Raw genomic sequence first — 16,025 nt, 5'->3', positions numbered from 1 at the left:
CCGCGCGGCGGCGACCGGAGCGCATCCATGAGCAGCCTGCGCGATGCGATGAGCCACGCAGCCCTGGGCTGGGTCAAGCCCGAGCTGGACGAGACCCTGCGCCAGGTGCGCAACGAGGTCGAGTACTTCGCCGAAGACCCCACCGACAGCAGCCGCATGCGCATCTGCGCCGGCTACCTGCACCAGGTGCAGGGCACGCTGCGCATGGTCGAACTCTACGCGCCGGCGATGGTGGCCGAAGAACTGGAACAGCTGGCCATCGCCGTCGGCAATGGCCAGGTGGCCGAGCGCGACGAAGCCTGCGCCACGCTGATGCGTGGCAGCGTGCTGCTGCCCGATTACCTGGAGCGGCTGCAGAACGGGCACCGTGACATTCCCATCGTGCTGCAGCCGCTGCTCAACGAGATCCGTGCCGCGCGCGGCGAAGCGCTGATCAACGACAGCGTGCTGGTCGCCTTTGCGCCGGATTCGGTGACCGCCACCGAGGCGGAACTGGACCATGCCCGCGGCAGCCTCAGCGGCCGCAACCGCGAACTGCTCGATACGGTGGGCAGTGCGGTCAAGGAAGAACTGCTGCAGGTCAAGGACGCGCTGGATCTGCACCTGCGCACCGACGGCGCGCCGCAGCAGCTGCAGGAACAGGTGACCAAGCTCGGCTCGGTGGCCGATACGCTGGGCATGCTGGGCCTGGGCGCGGCCCGCGGCGTGGTGGTGCAGCAGCGCGACGCGCTGCGCGGGGTAGTCGAAGGCCGCCATCAGATCGACGAGGACATGCTGCTGGATATCGCCGGCGCGCTGCTCTATGTCGATGCCTCGCTGGACGACCAGGTCGCGCACCTGGGGGCCGGTGGCAGCGGCGAGGATGACCCCAGCGCGGTGGAGAACCGGCGCACGGTGGAGGTGCTGGCGCATGAGGCGATCGCCAATTTCGCCGCTGCCCGCGAGCACTTCGTCGCGTTCATCGAAACCAGCTGGAACCATGCGGAACTGCAGGATGTGCCGCGTCTGCTGGGCGATGTGTCCGGCGCGCTGCGCATGCTGGATCTCGGCACGGCTGCCGACTACCTGCGTGGCGTGCAGCAGTACATCGAGGCCGAGCTGATCGGCCGCCAGCGCGTGCCCAGCGGGCGCCAGCTGGACACCCTGGCCGATGCCATGGCCAGCCTGGAGTACTACCTGGAGGCACTGCGCGACCGCCGTCCGGGCCGCGAAGACATTCTCGACATCACCCGCAGCAGCCTGGAAGCGCTGCGCTACTGGCCGCTGCCCGAGCGTGGCGACGGCGACGCGGCGACGCCGGAACCGGTGCAGCCGGTGGCACGTGAAGCCGTGACCGCGCTGGCCCCGCCGCTGCAGATCGAGCCGCTTGCGTTCGATGTGCAGGCCGCCGCGCCGGCGCCGGGCGAGGTGCCGGTGCCGCTGCCGGACTTCACCTTCGACCCGCTGCCCGAGCCCGCGGTCACCGACACCGGCCTGATGTTCGGCTCGCTGGCGGCGCCGGTCGCCGAAGCCGAACCGGAGCGTTCGCCCGCACCGCTGTTGTTCGCCGCCTCCAGCGCGCCTGCGCCGGAAGTACCGCAATGGGAACTTGGCGGATACGAGGCGCCCGCGCAGGTGGCCGGGTCGGCCGACGACGAACGGGTGCCGACCTTCAACCACTTCGATCCGGTCAGCTTCGACGCCGCTGCCACGCCGGGCCACAGCGCCGGATGGACATTGTCCGACGCGCCGCAGCAGGACCTGCCTGACGCCTCGCAGGCGATCGCCGCCGACGATGCGGCCGTCGCCGCATCGCTGGACCTGTCGGCGGTCGATGCTCCGCTGGACGCGATCGCACTGCCGGTGTTCGATCCGGTGGCCGCCGAACAGGATGAGCAGGCCGTTCCGGCGGACGAGGTGGTGTTCCACTTCGACAGTGGCCTGCTGGACAACGCCGACGACGTGCTGTCGCTGCAGGCGATGGAGACGCTTGCGCTAGATGATGGGCAGGAGCCGTTGCCGACGCTGGAGCTGATCGACGCCACGGCGCCGGCAGCGGCCGATGAAACGGGGGCGGCCGACGTCGTCGAGGCTGCGCACGCCGCTGCCGATGCCACGCGGCCTGTCCCCGAAGACGGCGCCGCTCCGGTGGCTGCTGCGGGCGTGGCGCTGGTCGATGTGGATACGATCGCGCCGATCGACTTCAGCGAAGCCGATGCGCAGTTCTTCGCCGAGCTCAGTGCGGCGGCCGCCGATTTCAATCCGCAGGCGGCTGCGTCTGCGACGACGGCAACGGCAACGCTGGAAGACGCGCCGCCGGTCGCGGCTGCGACCGGCTTCGATGCCGGGTTCGACGACGATGCCGAGAACATCGACCAGGACATCCGCGAGGTGTTCCTGGAGGAATTCGACGACGAACTGGGCAATCTGGGCACGCTGCTGCCGGCCTGGCGGATGCAGCCGGACAACATGGATCGGCTGCGTCCGATCCGTCGCATCTTCCACACGCTGAAGGGCAGTGGCCGCCTGGTCGGTGCGCGCACCCTGGGCGAGTTCGCGTGGAAGATCGAAGGCATGCTCAACCGCGTGCTCGATGGCAGCCGTGCGCCCACGCCGGCCGTGCTGGGGATGGTCGATCATGCGCATGCCGCGCTGCCGCAGCTGAACGCCGCGCTGCGTCATGGCCGGCGCGTGAGCGTCGACCTGCAGGCGATGCAGGCCATCGCAGACCGCGTGGGGGCCGGCGAGGAAACCTTCTACGTGCCGTTGCCGACCGCGCCTACCGCCGCCGCGCCGGACGCGCCGGCGGACGAGGCCGCGCAGGCGGTTGCCAGCGCGGCCTCGGATGCAGCGCCCGGCGCAGTCGACGTGGCCGGTACGCCGGCCAACATCGACAGCGTGCTGCGCGAGATCCTTGAGGCCGAGGTGGAAGTGCACCAGGCGACCCTGCAGGGCTGGTTGCGCTCGGCGCAGCAGGCGCCGCAGCCGGTCAACGATGCGCTGCTGCGTGCGGTGCACACGATGAATGGCGCCTTCGCGATGACCGAGGTGCCCGAGATCACCGCGGTCACCGGCGGCGCCGAGTCCTACATCAAGCGTGCGCTGGCAGCTGATGTGGTGCCGGGCGACGAAGCCGTGGCGGCACTGCAGCAGACCGCGCAGGCGATCAGCGCGACGATGGATGCGCTGCAGGCCGAACAGCCCCGCATTGCGCCGCAGGCCGAACTGGCGCAGCGCCTGCTCGCGCTGGCCGGGGAACTGCCGGAAGCACGCTGGCCGATGGCCGGGCTGGAGGTCGAGGACGACATCGAGGACGACATCGAGGACGACGTGCCGGTGGTGCTGGCCGACGATGCGGCGCTGTCCGCACCGGCGTGGGCCGCCGACAGTGACGCCGAAGCCGAGCGCGCGGACGCCGGTCCGGCGCTGGCACCGCAGACAGTCGCCGCCGCTGCGGACGAGAGCGGCCTGGAGGCTGCCGAATTGACCGGCAGCGATGATCTGTCGCGCTACTTCGACGCTGGCTGGCCCGCAGCACCGTCGGACCCGCTGGCGCACGATGACGTATCGCCGCCGCCGGTGGCGGACGCCCCCCTGGCCGATGCCGGGCTCGATGGCACCGCGCAGGAGGTGCTCGAAGACGCTGGGGCCGTGCCGGACGCGGTCATCGCCGAAGACGCCGTGCTGACCGCTGCCGACGATCTGTCCCCCTATCTGGATGCCAGTGCGCTTCCGGTCGATGACCGCGACCTGGACGATCCGATCCCGGCGAGTGCTGTCGCAGATGACCTGAATGGGGGCGCCTTCGCGCTGTCGGAAGCGGCCGCCGATGACGATGGTGCTGCATTGCCGCTCGACAGCGGGCTGGCGAGCCTGCAGGATGAAATGGCTGTGCCGGGCTTCGCCGAACCGGTCACGCTGGAGGCCGCGCTCGAGGCCGGCCTGCACGTGATCGACGAGGAGCAGGGCCAGGACGACGACGGGCACTGGCCCGTGCTCGGCCTGCAGGCCAGCGAACTCGCGCCGGGCGAGGCGGAAGCCTTTGCCGAGGATGCGGACGTCGGCGGGGAGGCGGCGGTCGGTGAAGGAGAGAGCGCCGACCAGCCGTCCCCGGCGACGGTGGAAGCCCGCGAGGCCGTCGTGGCTGCGCCGGACGCCGGCTCGCCTTCGCGCTTCTTCGAACTGGAAGAGGCCCCGGGGCACGGTACGGCGCCCGACATGGGCAGGATCGTGGTGCCGGCGGCAGCGCCGGTCGCTGCCGCAGCCTTCGACCTCATCGACGCACCGGGTGCCGCCTCGCAGGCGCACGACGCCGCTGCGATGGCGGCAGACGCCGATGCGGTCGAGGCCGCTCCCGAAGCCCTGGCCCCGGCCGAAGACGGGGTACCGGACGCGGGTGAAGCGGAGGACATCTCCGACCTGCTCGACTTCAGCATCTACGACCGCGAACTGGTCGATATCTTCGTCGAGGAAGGCAAGGACCTGCTGGACCATTGCGACGGCCTGATCAGCGAACTGCGCGAAGCGCCGGAGGATCGCGAAGCATTGGCCGGCCTGCAGCGCGACCTGCACACGCTGAAGGGTGGCGCGCGCATGGCCGGCATCAATGCCATCGGCGACCTGGGCCACAGCATCGAATCGCTGCTCGAGGCCGTTGCCGCCGGTCGCACCGAGATTGAACGGCGTGACGTGCAGCTGCTCGAGCGCGGTTTCGATCGCCTGCACCAGCTGCTGACCCGCACCGGCGACCACCGCGTGGTGGAGCCGGCACAGGACCTGGTCGACGCGTTCGAGACGCGTACCCGCAACGATGCGGCGGCCACTGCCAGCGACGTTGCCGTCACCGTCGAGGCGGGCACTGCGTCCGCCGCACCGGTGGCCCTGGTCGACACCCCGCTTTCGGCGCCGCTGCCGGCCGAAGGCGCGGCCGAGGAAGACCCGCTGGCGCGTCCGCAGCAGGAACAGGTGCGCGTGCGCGCCGACCTGCTCGACCGCCTGGTCAACCACGCCGGTGAAGTGGCGATCTACCGTTCGCGCCTGGAACAGCAGCTCGGCGCCTTCCGCGGCGCGATGGGCGAACTGGAGCGCACCAATGCGCGTCTGCGCGACCAGTTGCGTCGCCTGGACCTGGAGACCGAAGCGCAGATCGTGGCCCGTTACCAGCGCGAGCAGGACCAGGCCGACCAGAAGTTCGATCCGCTGGAACTGGACCGCTTCTCCACCCTGCAGCAGCTCAGCCGTGCGCTGAACGAATCGGCGGCCGATCTGGGTGGCCTGCAGGGCGTGCTCGACGATCTGTCGCGCCAGTACGATTCGCTGCTGCAGCAGCAGTCGCGGGTCAGCTCGGAGCTGCAGGACGGCCTGATGCGCGCGCGCATGGTGCCGTTCGATGGCCTGGTGCCGCGCCTGCGCCGGGTGGTCCGCCAGTCCGGCATGGATACCGGCAAGCAGGTGCACCTGACCCTGGAAGGCACCCACGGCGAACTCGACCGCAACGTGCTCGACCGCATGGTCGCGCCGCTCGAACACATGCTGCGCAACTCGGTGGCCCATGGCCTGGAAGCGCCGGAACAGCGTCGCGCCGCCGGCAAGCCGGAAGAGGGCGAGATCGCCATCCGCCTGCACCGCGAAGGCTCGGAAATCGTGCTGGAAGTGGCCGATGACGGCGCCGGCCTGGACCGCGAAGCGATCCGCCGCCGTGGCATCGACCGTGGCCTGCTGGCCGCCGATGCACAGCCCAGCGAGCAGGAACTGGACAACCTGATCTTCGCATCGGGCTTCTCCACCGCCGACCAGGTCAGCCAGCTGGCGGGCCGTGGCGTGGGCATGGACGTGGTGCGCAACGAAGTGCGCCAGCTCGGCGGCTCGGTCGACATCCAGTCGGTGCGTGGCCAGGGCGTGCGCTTCACCCTGCGCCTGCCGCAGACCCTGGCCGTCACCCAGGCGGTGTTCGTGCAGATCGGCGAAACCACCTTCGCGGTGCCGGTGGCCTCGGTCAGCGGTATCGGCCGACTGTCGCGCGAGCGCTTCGAAGCCGCCGACAGCAGCTACCGCTACAGCGGCGAGGACTATCCGCTGTACGACCTCGGCAGCCTGGTCGGGCAGGCGCCGGCGCGCGCCGATGGCCAGGCCCAGGTGCCGCTGCTGCTGGTCCGCGCCGGCGACCTGCGCGCTGCGGTGGCGATCGACCAGGTGCTGGGCAACCGCGAAATCGTGGTCAAGCCGGTCGGCCTGCAGATCGCCTCGGTCCCGGGCATCTACGGCGCCACCATCACCGGCGATGGCCGTGTGGTGGTGATCCTGGACGTGGCGCCGCTGGTGCGCCGCTTCCTGGCCAACCCGACCGCGCCGGTGCTGGTCAATGCCCCGCGCCAGGAACGGCAGGTGCCGCTGGTGATGGTGGTGGACGACTCGCTGACTATGCGCAAGGTCACCGGCCGCATCCTGGAACGCCACAACTTCGAAGTGAGCGTTGCCCGCGACGGCGTCGAGGCGCTGGAACTGCTGGAAGAGCGCGTCCCCGACCTGATGCTGCTGGACATCGAGATGCCGCGCATGGACGGCTATGAGCTGGCCACGGCGATGCGTGCCGATCCCCGCTACAAGGACGTGCCGATCGTGATGATCACCTCGCGCAGCGGCGACAAGCACCGCCAGCGCGCCTTCGAGATCGGCGTGCAGCGCTACCTGGGCAAGCCGTACCAGGAGCTGGACCTGATGCGTAACGTGTATGACCTGCTGGGGATCGCCCGTGTCCGTGAGTGACGTCAATCCGGTTCCGGCCGTTGCCCTCCTGGCGCGGCCGGGCGCGGCGCGCGAGCGCCTGCGCGAGGCGCTGGCCCACGCCGATGTGCAGATCGTGCTGGAAGACGATCCGGTCGCGCTGGAGCCGCAGGCGCTGCGTGATGCCCATCCGCAGTTCGTGGTGATCGCACTGGAGGCCGCCATCGAAGATGCGCTGGAACGGCTCGAAGCGGCCTTGTCCGCGCCGGGCCTGACCCTGGTGTTCGACGAGGCCGAACTGGCCGCGCGCCGCGACGGTTGGGAAGCGCAGCGCTGGGGCCGCCACCTCGCCGCCAAGCTGCACGGCCACCAGCAGGTGCTGCCGCCCGGGGCCGAGGACGAACCCGGCCTGCAGCTGGAGCCCGGCCTGCCCAGCGCACCGCCGTCGCCGCCGGAGGCTGCCCTGCAGCCGCACCTGGACCAGGCCCTGTCGTGGGCCGATGACGTGCCCGCTGACGGGCTCTATTCGGCGCCCGCCCACCTGCATGAACCGGTCGCGCTGGAGCAGGCGCTCGCCACGCTGCTGCCGCAGCCGCCTGCGCCATCCGACGCCGAAGCGGTGCCCAGCAAGGCCACGCCGTCGCCTGCAGCGTTCACCGACCACACGGCGTGGTCGCTGGTCGACGATGCCGGCGCTGTTCCCTCCGGCGCCAGCGGCGCGTCAACGGCGGCCGAACCGGTGCCGACGTTCGATACCACCCATCTGTCGCTGGTTGATCTGGATGCCGCTGCGCCTGCCGGCGCCCGTGCCGGCGCACTGCTGGTGCTGGCCGGCATCGGTGGCCCGGATGCGCTGCGCCGGCTGCTGGCCGCGCTGCCGGCCGGGCTGGCCGTGCCGGTGCTGGTGCACATGCGGCTGGACGGCGGACGCTACGGCAACCTGGTCAAACAGATGGCCCGCGTCTCGCCACTGCCGGTGCAGCTGGCCGAAGCCGGCCAGCCCGCGGTAGCGGGCCAGGTGCATGTTCTGGCCGACGACATCGGCGTGCGTGCAGCCGCCGACGGCCTGTACTTCCAGACCGAGGCGCAGGGCATCTCGATCGGTGACCTGCCGGCCGAGCACAGCGCGCTGGTGCTGCTGAGCGGCGCGGACCTGGCCCACGTCGGCCCGGCGCTGGACCTGGCTGCCGCTGGCGCCTGGGTTGCTGGCCAGGTCGGCGAAGGCTGTTACGACCCGGCTGCGGCTACCGCCGTGGTCGCCGCCGGCATGGTGGCCGGCGAACCGCAGGAACTGGCGCAGGTGATCGCCGCGCGCTGGGGACGGGATGATGACGACGGAGACGCCGCATGAGCTACGCCAGCAATGATGAGATCCGGGGTGTCCTGATCCAGGCCGGTGCCGAACGGGTGCTGCTGCCCAATGCCACGGTGGCTGAAATGATGTCGCGCGTGCCGGTGCACGCCGTGGCCGACGCGCCGCGCTGGCTGGTCGGCGAGATCGGCTGGCATGGCTGGCAGGTGCCGCTGGTGTCGTTCGCGCGGCTGTCCGGGCTGGGCGAAGAACCGGTGGCCGGGCACAACAAGGTGGTGGTGCTCAAGGCGCTCAACGGCAATGCGCAGCGGCCCTACTACGCGCTGCTGACCCAGAACTTCCCGCAGCTGATCTCGGTGCCGCGCGATGGCCTGCTGGCCGACGCCTCCGAAGAATCGCTGCCGGACACAGTGCACATGCGCGTCCTGCTGGGCGAGCAGAGCGCGCTGTTGCCGAACCTGGACGCGCTGGAAGCTGCGCTGGATTCGCTGGCAGCCTGAGCGGTTCCCGCCGGGCATGGCCCGGCGCTACCACCACATGGCAACGTCAGGCATGCCCAGCGAACGCATTCCCGACAACACCGGCCCATGCCCGCAGTCCCGGTAGCGCCGGGCCATGCCCGGCGAACGCAATCCCGGCAACACCGATCCATGCCCGGCGAACGCAATCCCCGCAACACCGGCCCATGCCCGGCGAACGCATTCCCGGTAGCGCCGGGCCATGCCCGGCGAACGCAATCCCGGCAACACCGATCCATGCCCGGCGAACGCATTCCCGGCAACACCGGCCCATGCCCGCAATCCCGGTAGCGCCGGGCCATGCCCGGCGAGCGCAGCGGCCACGGGGTCCCGCTACCCCAGATCCCCCAGCCGCGCCTGCAATGCCGCGATCGCGGCCAGGCCGGCGGTTTCGGTGCGCAGAATGCGCGGGCCCAGCTGCAGCCCCTGGAAGCCAGCGGCCGCCAGCTGCTCGCGGTCGCGCGGCGACCAGCCTCCTTCCGGGCCGATGGCGATCACCACCCCGCCGGCGGGGGCGGCATCGAGCGTGGACAGCCGATGCGCGCCCTGCGGATCCAGGGTCAGCCGCAACGTGTCGGCCGGCAGGGCCGAGGCCGCCTGCGCCAGCGACAGCGGCGAACCCACCGTGGGAATCCGCGCACGCCCGGACTGGCCACAGGCCGACTGCACGACATTGTTCCAGTGCGCCACGCGCTTCTCGGCGCGTGCGGCATCCAGCTTCACCTCGGTACGCTCGGCATTGACCGGCACGATCCCGCTCACCCCCAGTTCGGTGGCTTTCTGCAGGATCAGATCCATCTTCTCGCCACGGGCGATGCCCTGCAGCAGAGTGATCGGCAGCGGTGATTCATTGTCGATGACCTGCGCCGCGTCGATGCGGGCCTGCACCTCGCGCTTGCCGGCCACGGTCAGCGTCGCGCTGTAGTCGTGGCCATCGCCGTTGAACAGTACGCAGCTGTCACCTTCGCGCAGGCGCAGCACCCGCACCAGGTGGTTGGCGGTCTCTTCCGGCAGGGTCACGGTCTGGCCGCTGTGCAGCGCCAGGTCGATGGGGCAGCGGGTCACGCGCATGCAATCGCCTCGTCAATGGCTGCCAGGGTGGTGTGTGCCAGCAGCTCCAGTTGTGGGTCATCCACGCAGTACGGTGGCATCCAGTACAGCACATTGCCCAGCGGCCGCAGCACCACGCCACGTTTCAGCGCGGCGTTGTAGGCATGCAGTCCCAGGCGCAGCGCCGGGTCGAACGGCGTGCGCTTGTTGCCGTCGCGCGACAGCTCGAAGGCCACCACCATGCCGGCCTGGCGCACATCGGCCACATGCGGATGGTCGGCGAAGGGGGCTGCCAGCGTGCCCATCACCGAGGCGATGCCGCGGTTGCGGGCGATCACATCGTCGTTGCTGAAGATGTCCAGCGTGGCCAGCGCCGCTGCGCAGGCCAGGGGATTGCCGGTATAGCTGTGCGAATGCAGGAACGCGCGCTCGCGCGAATCGTCGAGGAACGCGTCATACAGGGTCTGCGTGGCCAGCACCGCTGCCAGCGGCAGGAAGCCACCGGTCAGGCCCTTGGACAGGCACAGCAGGTCGGGCATCACCCCGGCCTGTTCGCAGGCGAACATCGTGCCGGTGCGGCCGAAGCCGGTGGCGATCTCGTCGGCGATCATGAACGCGCCATGCGCATCGCACAGTTCACGCACGCGCTGCAGGTACACCGGGTCATGCATGCGCATGCCACCGGCGCACTGCAGGCGTGGCTCCAGGATCACTGCGCAGATCTCGCCCGGATGCTGGTCGAAGAGGGTGGCCAGGCCATCGGCGGCCTGGCGCGCGCGGTCGGCCGCGCTCTGCCCGGGCTCGGCCAGATACGCATCGGGGGAGGGCGCGAACAGGCCTTCGGCCAGCAACGGTGCATACACCCGTCGGTACAGCGGGATGTCACCCAGCGCCAGTGCACCCAGGGTCTCGCCGTGGTAGCCGTTCTCCAGCGCGATGAAGCGCGTGCGCCGGGTCTCGCCGCGGTTGTGGAAGTAGTGGAAGGCCATCTTCAGCGCCACCTCCACGCCCGCCGACCCGTTGTCGGCATAGAACACCTTGGCCAGCGGATCGCGGCCGGGCTGGCGCGGCGCCAGCGCCAGCAGGCGCTCGGCCAGCGTGATGGCCGGTTCGTGGCCGAAGCCGGCCAGCATCACCTGCTCCAGCTGCCCGGCCTGGGCAGCGATGGCAGCGCCGATGCGTGGCTCGGCGTGGCCGAACAGGTTGGTCCACCAGCTGCTGACCGCGTCCAGGTAGCGGTTGCCGTCGTGATCGAACAGCCAGGCGCCCTGGCCACGCGCGATCGGTACCAGCGGCAGGGTGTGGGGATGCTCGCGCATCTGCGTGCACGGGTGCCACAGCACCTGCAGGTCGCGCTGCCGCCAGTGCTCGATCAGCGGGGAGGGGGTTGGGTCTGCTAGCATTTCGGGCTCATGAACATGTTGCTGCCTGCACATTCTATCGGCCCCGGCGCGCGCACCGGTTGCCACGGAGATTCCGCATGACCGATGACCGCGCCAGGCGCCCGCTGCCGATCATCCATCGGATCACCGATGAGGAGAACGGGCCGTTCCAGCGCCAGCACCTGGACCTGGAGTTCTCCAACGGCGAGCATCGGCGCTTCGAACGGCTGGTCAGCCGTGGTCATGGCGCGGTGGTGGTGGTGCCGATGCTGGACGAGGAAACGGTCCTGCTGGTGCGTGAATACGCCGCCGGCATGCACCGCTACGAGCTGGGCCTGGTCAAGGGCCGCATCGATGCCGGTGAAACGCCTGAACAGGCCGCCGACCGCGAGCTGAAGGAAGAGGCCGGCTATGGCGCGCGGCGGCTGGACGTGCTGCGCGCGATGACGCTGGCGCCGACCTACATGAGTCACCAGTCCTGGCTGGTGGTGGCGCGCGGGCTGTACCCGGAGAAGCTGCCCGGCGACGAGCCGGAGGAGCTGGAAGTGGTGCCCTGGAAACTGGCCGAGCTGGACCGGCTGATGCTGCGTGAGGACTTCTCCGAGGGACGTTCACTGGCGGCGCTGTTCATCGCCCGGCAGTGGCTGCAGGGAACACGATGATCAAGCTGACCACGGAACTGCGTGAAACCACGATCGCCATCGCCCAGGAAGCCGGGCAGGCGATCATGCAGGTCTACAGGCAGGGCTTCGATGTCACCCTCAAGGCCGACGACAGTCCGGTCACCGCCGCCGACCTGGCCGCTGACCGGGTGATCCAGCAGGGCCTGCGCCAGCTGACGCCGGACCTGCCGATCCTGTCCGAGGAATCGGCGGTGGTGCCGTGGGAGCAGCGCCAGCACTGGAGTGCGTACTGGCTGGTCGATCCGCTCGACGGCACGCGTGATTTCGTCAAGCGCAACGGCGAGTTCAGCGTCAACATCGCGCTGATCTATCAGGGCGCGCCGGCGTTCGGCGTGGTCCAGTCGCCGGTGACCGGCATCGTCTGGCATGCCATGCGCGGCGAGCTGGCCTATCGCCGGCAGGGGGTGCATGACACCGTGCTGCGCACCCGTACGCCGGCCACCGTACCGTTGCGGGTGGCGGCCAGCCGTTCGCATCGTTCGCCGCAGACCACCGCCCTGCTGGAGCGGATGGGCGAGATCGAGACCGTGGTGCAGGGATCCTCGCTGAAGTTCTGCCGCATCGCCGAAGGCGGCCTGGACGTCTACCCGCGGCTGGGGCCGACCTCCGAATGGGATACCGCCGCGGGCCAGTGCGTGCTGCACGCGGCCGGCGGCGCGGTGCTCTCGGCGGCGACCGGCAAGCCGTTCCGCTACAACCGCCGGCCGACGCTGCTGAACGGCGATTTCATCGCGCTGGGGGATACCAGCCTGCCGTGGCGCGACTGGCTGTCCGATTGATCCTGGAGGATCCATGACCCTGCATGACACCCCCGCAACCGACAGCGCTGCCAGTGACCAGCTGCAGCGCCTGCTGGCCATCATGGCGCGCCTGCGCGATCCGCAGGGCGGCTGCCCCTGGGACCTGGAGCAGAACTTCGCGACGATCGCGCCGTACACGATCGAAGAGGCCTATGAAGTGGCCGATGCGATCGATCGCGGCGACCTGGATGATCTGTGCGACGAGCTGGGCGATCTGCTGCTGCAGGTGGTGTTCCATGCACGCATGGCCGAAGAGCAGGGCGCCTTCGCCTTTGCCGATGTGGCGCGCGCGATCAGCGACAAGATGCAGCGCCGCCATCCGCACGTGTTCGCCGATGTCCGTGTCGACGATGCCGACGGCGTGATGCGCAACTGGGACGCGATCAAGCGGGCCGAGCGTGTGGCCAAGGGCGAACAGGACACGTCCGCGCTGGCCGGGGTTTCGCGTGGCCTGCCGGAATGGCAGCGGGCGGTGAAACTGCAGTCGCGCGCGGCCAAGGTCGGCTTCGACTGGCCGGGGCCGCTGCCGGTGCTGGACAAGGCGGCCGAGGAACTGCAGGAACTGCGCGAGGAGTTCGAGCGTGGCGACGTGGCCGGCAACAGGGCGCGCCTGCAGGAAGAACTGGGTGACCTGCTGTTCGTGTGCGCGAACCTGGCGCGCCACGCCGACATCGACCTCGGTGCCGCCCTGCGCGGGGCCAACCACAAGTTCGAACGGCGCTTCCGCGCGATGGAAGCGCAGGCCGCAACGCAGGGCGATACGCTGGCCGCGCTGGACCTGGATGCGCAGGAAGCGCTGTGGCAGCACGCCAAGGCGGCGGAGAAGGCGTGAAGACGCTGGGGCTGTTCCTGCTGACCGCACTGGCCGAGATCGTCGGCTGCTACCTGCCGTGGCTCTGGCTGCGCAAGGGCGGCAGCGCCTGGCTGCTGGTGCCGGCGGCGGCCAGCCTGGCGCTGTTCGCCTGGCTGCTGACCCTGCACCCCACCGCCAGCGGCCGGGTCTACGCGGCCTACGGCGGCGTCTACATCGGCACCGCGTTGTTCTGGCTGTGGCTGGTCGATGGCATCCGTCCCAGCCGCTGGGACCTGCTGGGGGCCGCACTGTGCCTGGCCGGCATGGCGGTGATCATGTTCGGGCCGCGCCAGCCGGGCTGACGCCGACGGTGCCGGCGCATGCCCGGCACGGCGATGGCAGAAGGTGCATGATGGCGCTGGCGATCGCCCCGGAGTACGCGCATGTCCCGTTTCGCCAGCTTCCGCGAGTTCTACCCGTTCTACCTCAGTGAGCACCGCAACCCGGTGTCGCGCCGGCTGCATTTCATCGGCAGCTGTGGGGTGCTGCTGCTGGTCGCCGCGGCGCTGCTGCGTGGCCAGCCGATGCTGCTGCTGGCCGCTCTGGCCTGCGGCTATGGTTTCGCCTGGGTCGGCCACCTCTTCTTCGAGAAGAACCGCCCGGCAACGTTCCGCTACCCGCTGTACTCGTTCATCGGCGACTGGGTGATGTTCGCCGACATCCTGCGCGGGCGGGTCAAGTGGTGACCGGGGTTCTGTAGCGTCGAGCCATGCTCGACCGCTTCCGGCAACAGCAGCCGAGCATGGCTCGTTTCTACAGGACCGCGTCAGCGTGGGGCCTTGCACCCCAGCATCTCCAGATCGATCGCTTCGGCCATGCGCCGGTAGCCTTCATCGTTCGGATGCAGATGATCGCGGGTGATGCTGGCCGGCAGCGCTTCCGGCTGCAGCGGATCACGCAGCGCCGCATCGAAGTCGACCACGCCATCGAAGCCGCTGTCCGTGCTGCGCGCCCACTGGTTGATCGAGGTACGGGTCGCGGCCGAGACCGGTTCGTAGCGCTCGGAGCCGCCGAACGGCGTCAGCGTGCCGAGGTAGGCCCGGATGCCATGCGCGTGCAGGCGTGCGGCCACCTGCCGGTAACCCAACAGCATGTCTGGTGCGTTGCGCCCCGGCAGCGGCGATGCGCCGCCACCGTGGCGGATGTCATTGATGCCTTCGAACAGGATCACCTGGTCGGCGTCGGCCACCGCGATCGCGTCGCGGTCCAGGCGTGACAGTGCACTGTGGCTGCGGCCGTGGTCGAGCAGCTTGTTGCCGCTGATGCCCTGGTTGAGCACCACGAAGCGGTCCGGGCAGGCCTGCTGCAGGCGTTCGCCCAGCCGCTCCGGCCACTGGTTGAACGAGCCACGCGTGGCCGTGGCGCCCTCGGTGATCGAATCACCCAGCGCCACGATCACCTGCGGGCGGTCCGCGCGCTGCACCAGCACCGCCGAGAACACGTTCTGCTGGTAGCCCACGCGGACGCTGTCGGCCACGTCCTGCTGTTTTCCCTCGACCACCCGCACCACGGTACGGCGCACCGCCGGCCGGGTCGGCTGCGGGAAGTAGGCGGTCACGCTGATCTCCTGCAACGCCGCCACCGGCAGTGCCAGCGGATCACTCAGCAGCGCGGCACCCACCGGCACGTCGATGGCACGACGGCCATCGACGGTGACCGGCAGCGCCGCAGCCCTGCCATCCTTCAGGCGCACGCGGATGTCCTCCACATGCAGCGGAGCATCCCCCAGTTCGTTGCTGATGCGCAGCCGCAACGCCTCGCCACGGCTGCCGACCCGGATGTCCTGGCGCACGGTCTGCGCGGCGAACTGCACCGGCAGGTCCCCCTTGTTGTCCTTGCGGTCCGGTGCCGGTGAAGCGGTCCAGGCAGTCACCCAGACCGGTGCGGCCTGGGCGACGGGGGCGGCCACGGCAGCGCCGAGGGCCAGCGAAAGCAGGGGAATCCAACGCTGCATGGCAGGTGTCCGCTCAGGTCAGGAGAAGTAGGTGCCGCCGTTGACGTCCAGGTTCGCACCGGTGATGAACGCCGCTGCCTCCGAGGCCAGGAACACCGCCGCATCGGCGGCTTCGTCAGGCACGCCCTGGCGGCGCAGCGGGGTGTTGCCGGCGACGGCGGTGCGCACTTCCGGCTTGGTGAATTCGTCATGGAAGCGGGTGGCGATCATGCCGCAGCACAGCGCGTTCACCCGGATGCCCTTCGGCCCCAGTTCCTTGGCCATGGCGCGGGTGAAGGTCATCACCGCGGCCTTGGCGGTCGCATAGATCGACGCGCCCGGGCCGCCGCCATCACGGCCGGCCTGCGAAGCTAAATTGACGATGGCCGCGCCTTCGCCCATGTGCGGCACCACCGCGTGGGTGGTCAGGTAGGTGGAGGTCAGGTTGAGGTCCATCACCGTGTGGAAGAACGCCGGATCGATCTCGGCCAATGGACGGCGCTGCACCATGCCGCCGGCCACGTTCACCAGCAGGTCGATGCGCTCGCCGAACGCGGCCTGGGTAGCGGCGACGAGGCCGGCCACGGCGGCCGCGTCGGTCACATCGGCGCGATGCACGATGGCCTGGCCACCGGCGGCCTGGATCTGTGCCAGCGTGTCCTGCGCACTGGCTTCATCGTTGGCGTAGTTGATGCAGACGCGTGCGCCGGCGGCGGCCAGCTTGATCGAGACGGCACGGCCGATGTCACGGCCACCACCGGTGACGATGGCCACCTTGTCCTGGAACGACAT

Annotated in this window: 12 protein-coding genes; 8 read left to right on the top strand and 4 right to left on the bottom strand. The window is 70.0% G+C overall.

Features of this window, described 5'->3' with window-relative positions:
• Nucleotides 1-27 precede the first annotated feature (27 nt).
• From Q5Z10_RS16560 to Q5Z10_RS16550, 3 genes are read left to right on the top strand one after another with little or no spacing between them, the layout of a single operon-like run.
• Nucleotides 28-6,744 carry an Hpt domain-containing protein gene (locus Q5Z10_RS16560; RefSeq protein ID WP_303636471.1) on the top strand — a complete coding sequence of 2,239 codons (6,717 nt, stop codon included), beginning with the start codon at nucleotides 28-30 and terminating at the stop codon, nucleotides 6,742-6,744.
• Nucleotides 6,731-8,053 carry a chemotaxis protein CheB gene (locus tag Q5Z10_RS16555; protein ID WP_303636470.1) on the top strand — a complete coding sequence of 441 codons (1,323 nt, stop codon included), beginning with the start codon at nucleotides 6,731-6,733 and terminating at the stop codon, nucleotides 8,051-8,053. The genes Q5Z10_RS16560 and Q5Z10_RS16555 overlap by 14 nt, the downstream gene beginning before the upstream one ends.
• Nucleotides 8,050-8,514, top strand: coding sequence for a chemotaxis protein CheW (locus Q5Z10_RS16550; RefSeq protein WP_303636469.1), 465 nt, complete (start codon nucleotides 8,050-8,052; stop codon nucleotides 8,512-8,514). Before Q5Z10_RS16555 ends, Q5Z10_RS16550 begins: the two co-directional genes overlap by 4 nt.
• A 351-nt stretch (nucleotides 8,515-8,865) precedes the next feature.
• On the opposite strand, the gene Q5Z10_RS16545 is transcribed toward Q5Z10_RS16550, so the two are convergent.
• On the bottom strand, nucleotides 8,866-9,603 hold the full coding sequence (locus Q5Z10_RS16545) for a 16S rRNA (uracil(1498)-N(3))-methyltransferase (RefSeq protein ID WP_303636468.1): 738 nt from the start codon (nucleotides 9,601-9,603) through the stop codon (nucleotides 8,866-8,868).
• Nucleotides 9,594-10,985 carry an adenosylmethionine--8-amino-7-oxononanoate transaminase gene (bioA, locus tag Q5Z10_RS16540; protein WP_303636467.1) on the bottom strand — a complete coding sequence of 464 codons (1,392 nt, stop codon included), beginning with the start codon at nucleotides 10,983-10,985 and terminating at the stop codon, nucleotides 9,594-9,596. Before bioA ends, Q5Z10_RS16545 begins: the two co-directional genes overlap by 10 nt.
• 77 nt (nucleotides 10,986-11,062) lie before the next feature.
• On the opposite strand from bioA, the gene nudE reads away from it, so the two are divergent.
• The 5 genes from nudE (at nucleotide 11,063) to Q5Z10_RS16515 (ending at nucleotide 13,986) form a co-directional block, all read left to right on the top strand.
• Nucleotides 11,063-11,626 (top strand): ADP compounds hydrolase NudE, encoded by a 564-nt coding sequence (gene nudE / locus Q5Z10_RS16535; protein ID WP_303636466.1) that lies wholly within the window; start codon nucleotides 11,063-11,065, stop codon nucleotides 11,624-11,626.
• Nucleotides 11,623-12,426 carry a 3'(2'),5'-bisphosphate nucleotidase CysQ gene (gene cysQ, locus Q5Z10_RS16530; protein WP_303636465.1) on the top strand — a complete coding sequence of 268 codons (804 nt, stop codon included), beginning with the start codon at nucleotides 11,623-11,625 and terminating at the stop codon, nucleotides 12,424-12,426. The genes nudE and cysQ overlap by 4 nt, the downstream gene beginning before the upstream one ends.
• 13 nt (nucleotides 12,427-12,439) lie before the next feature.
• A complete protein-coding gene (gene mazG / locus Q5Z10_RS16525; protein ID WP_303636464.1) occupies nucleotides 12,440-13,279 on the top strand; it encodes a nucleoside triphosphate pyrophosphohydrolase in 840 nt (279 codons plus the stop codon).
• The gene (locus tag Q5Z10_RS16520) at nucleotides 13,276-13,602 is read left to right on the top strand and encodes a YnfA family protein (RefSeq protein WP_303636463.1); all 327 of its coding nucleotides are present in this window, start codon (nucleotides 13,276-13,278) and stop codon (nucleotides 13,600-13,602) included. Before mazG ends, Q5Z10_RS16520 begins: the two co-directional genes overlap by 4 nt.
• Before the next feature lie 81 nt (nucleotides 13,603-13,683).
• Nucleotides 13,684-13,986, top strand: coding sequence for an Mpo1-like protein (locus Q5Z10_RS16515; protein ID WP_303636462.1), 303 nt, complete (start codon nucleotides 13,684-13,686; stop codon nucleotides 13,984-13,986).
• A gap of 80 nt (nucleotides 13,987-14,066) precedes the next feature.
• Here Q5Z10_RS16515 and Q5Z10_RS16510 read toward each other — a convergent pair whose 3' ends face one another.
• Nucleotides 14,067-15,254, bottom strand: coding sequence for a GDSL-type esterase/lipase family protein (locus Q5Z10_RS16510; protein ID WP_303636461.1), 1,188 nt, complete (start codon nucleotides 15,252-15,254; stop codon nucleotides 14,067-14,069).
• A gap of 18 nt (nucleotides 15,255-15,272) precedes the next feature.
• The gene (locus tag Q5Z10_RS16505) at nucleotides 15,273-16,025 is read right to left on the bottom strand and encodes an SDR family NAD(P)-dependent oxidoreductase (RefSeq protein ID WP_303636460.1); all 753 of its coding nucleotides are present in this window, start codon (nucleotides 16,023-16,025) and stop codon (nucleotides 15,273-15,275) included.

Source organism: Stenotrophomonas sp. 704A1 (genome assembly GCF_030549525.1).
Classification (GTDB): Bacteria; Pseudomonadota; Gammaproteobacteria; order Xanthomonadales; family Xanthomonadaceae; genus Stenotrophomonas; species Stenotrophomonas tuberculopleuritidis.
The sequence above is the reverse complement of the archived record's forward strand: the minus strand, read 5'-3'. Positions and strand labels throughout refer to the sequence as shown.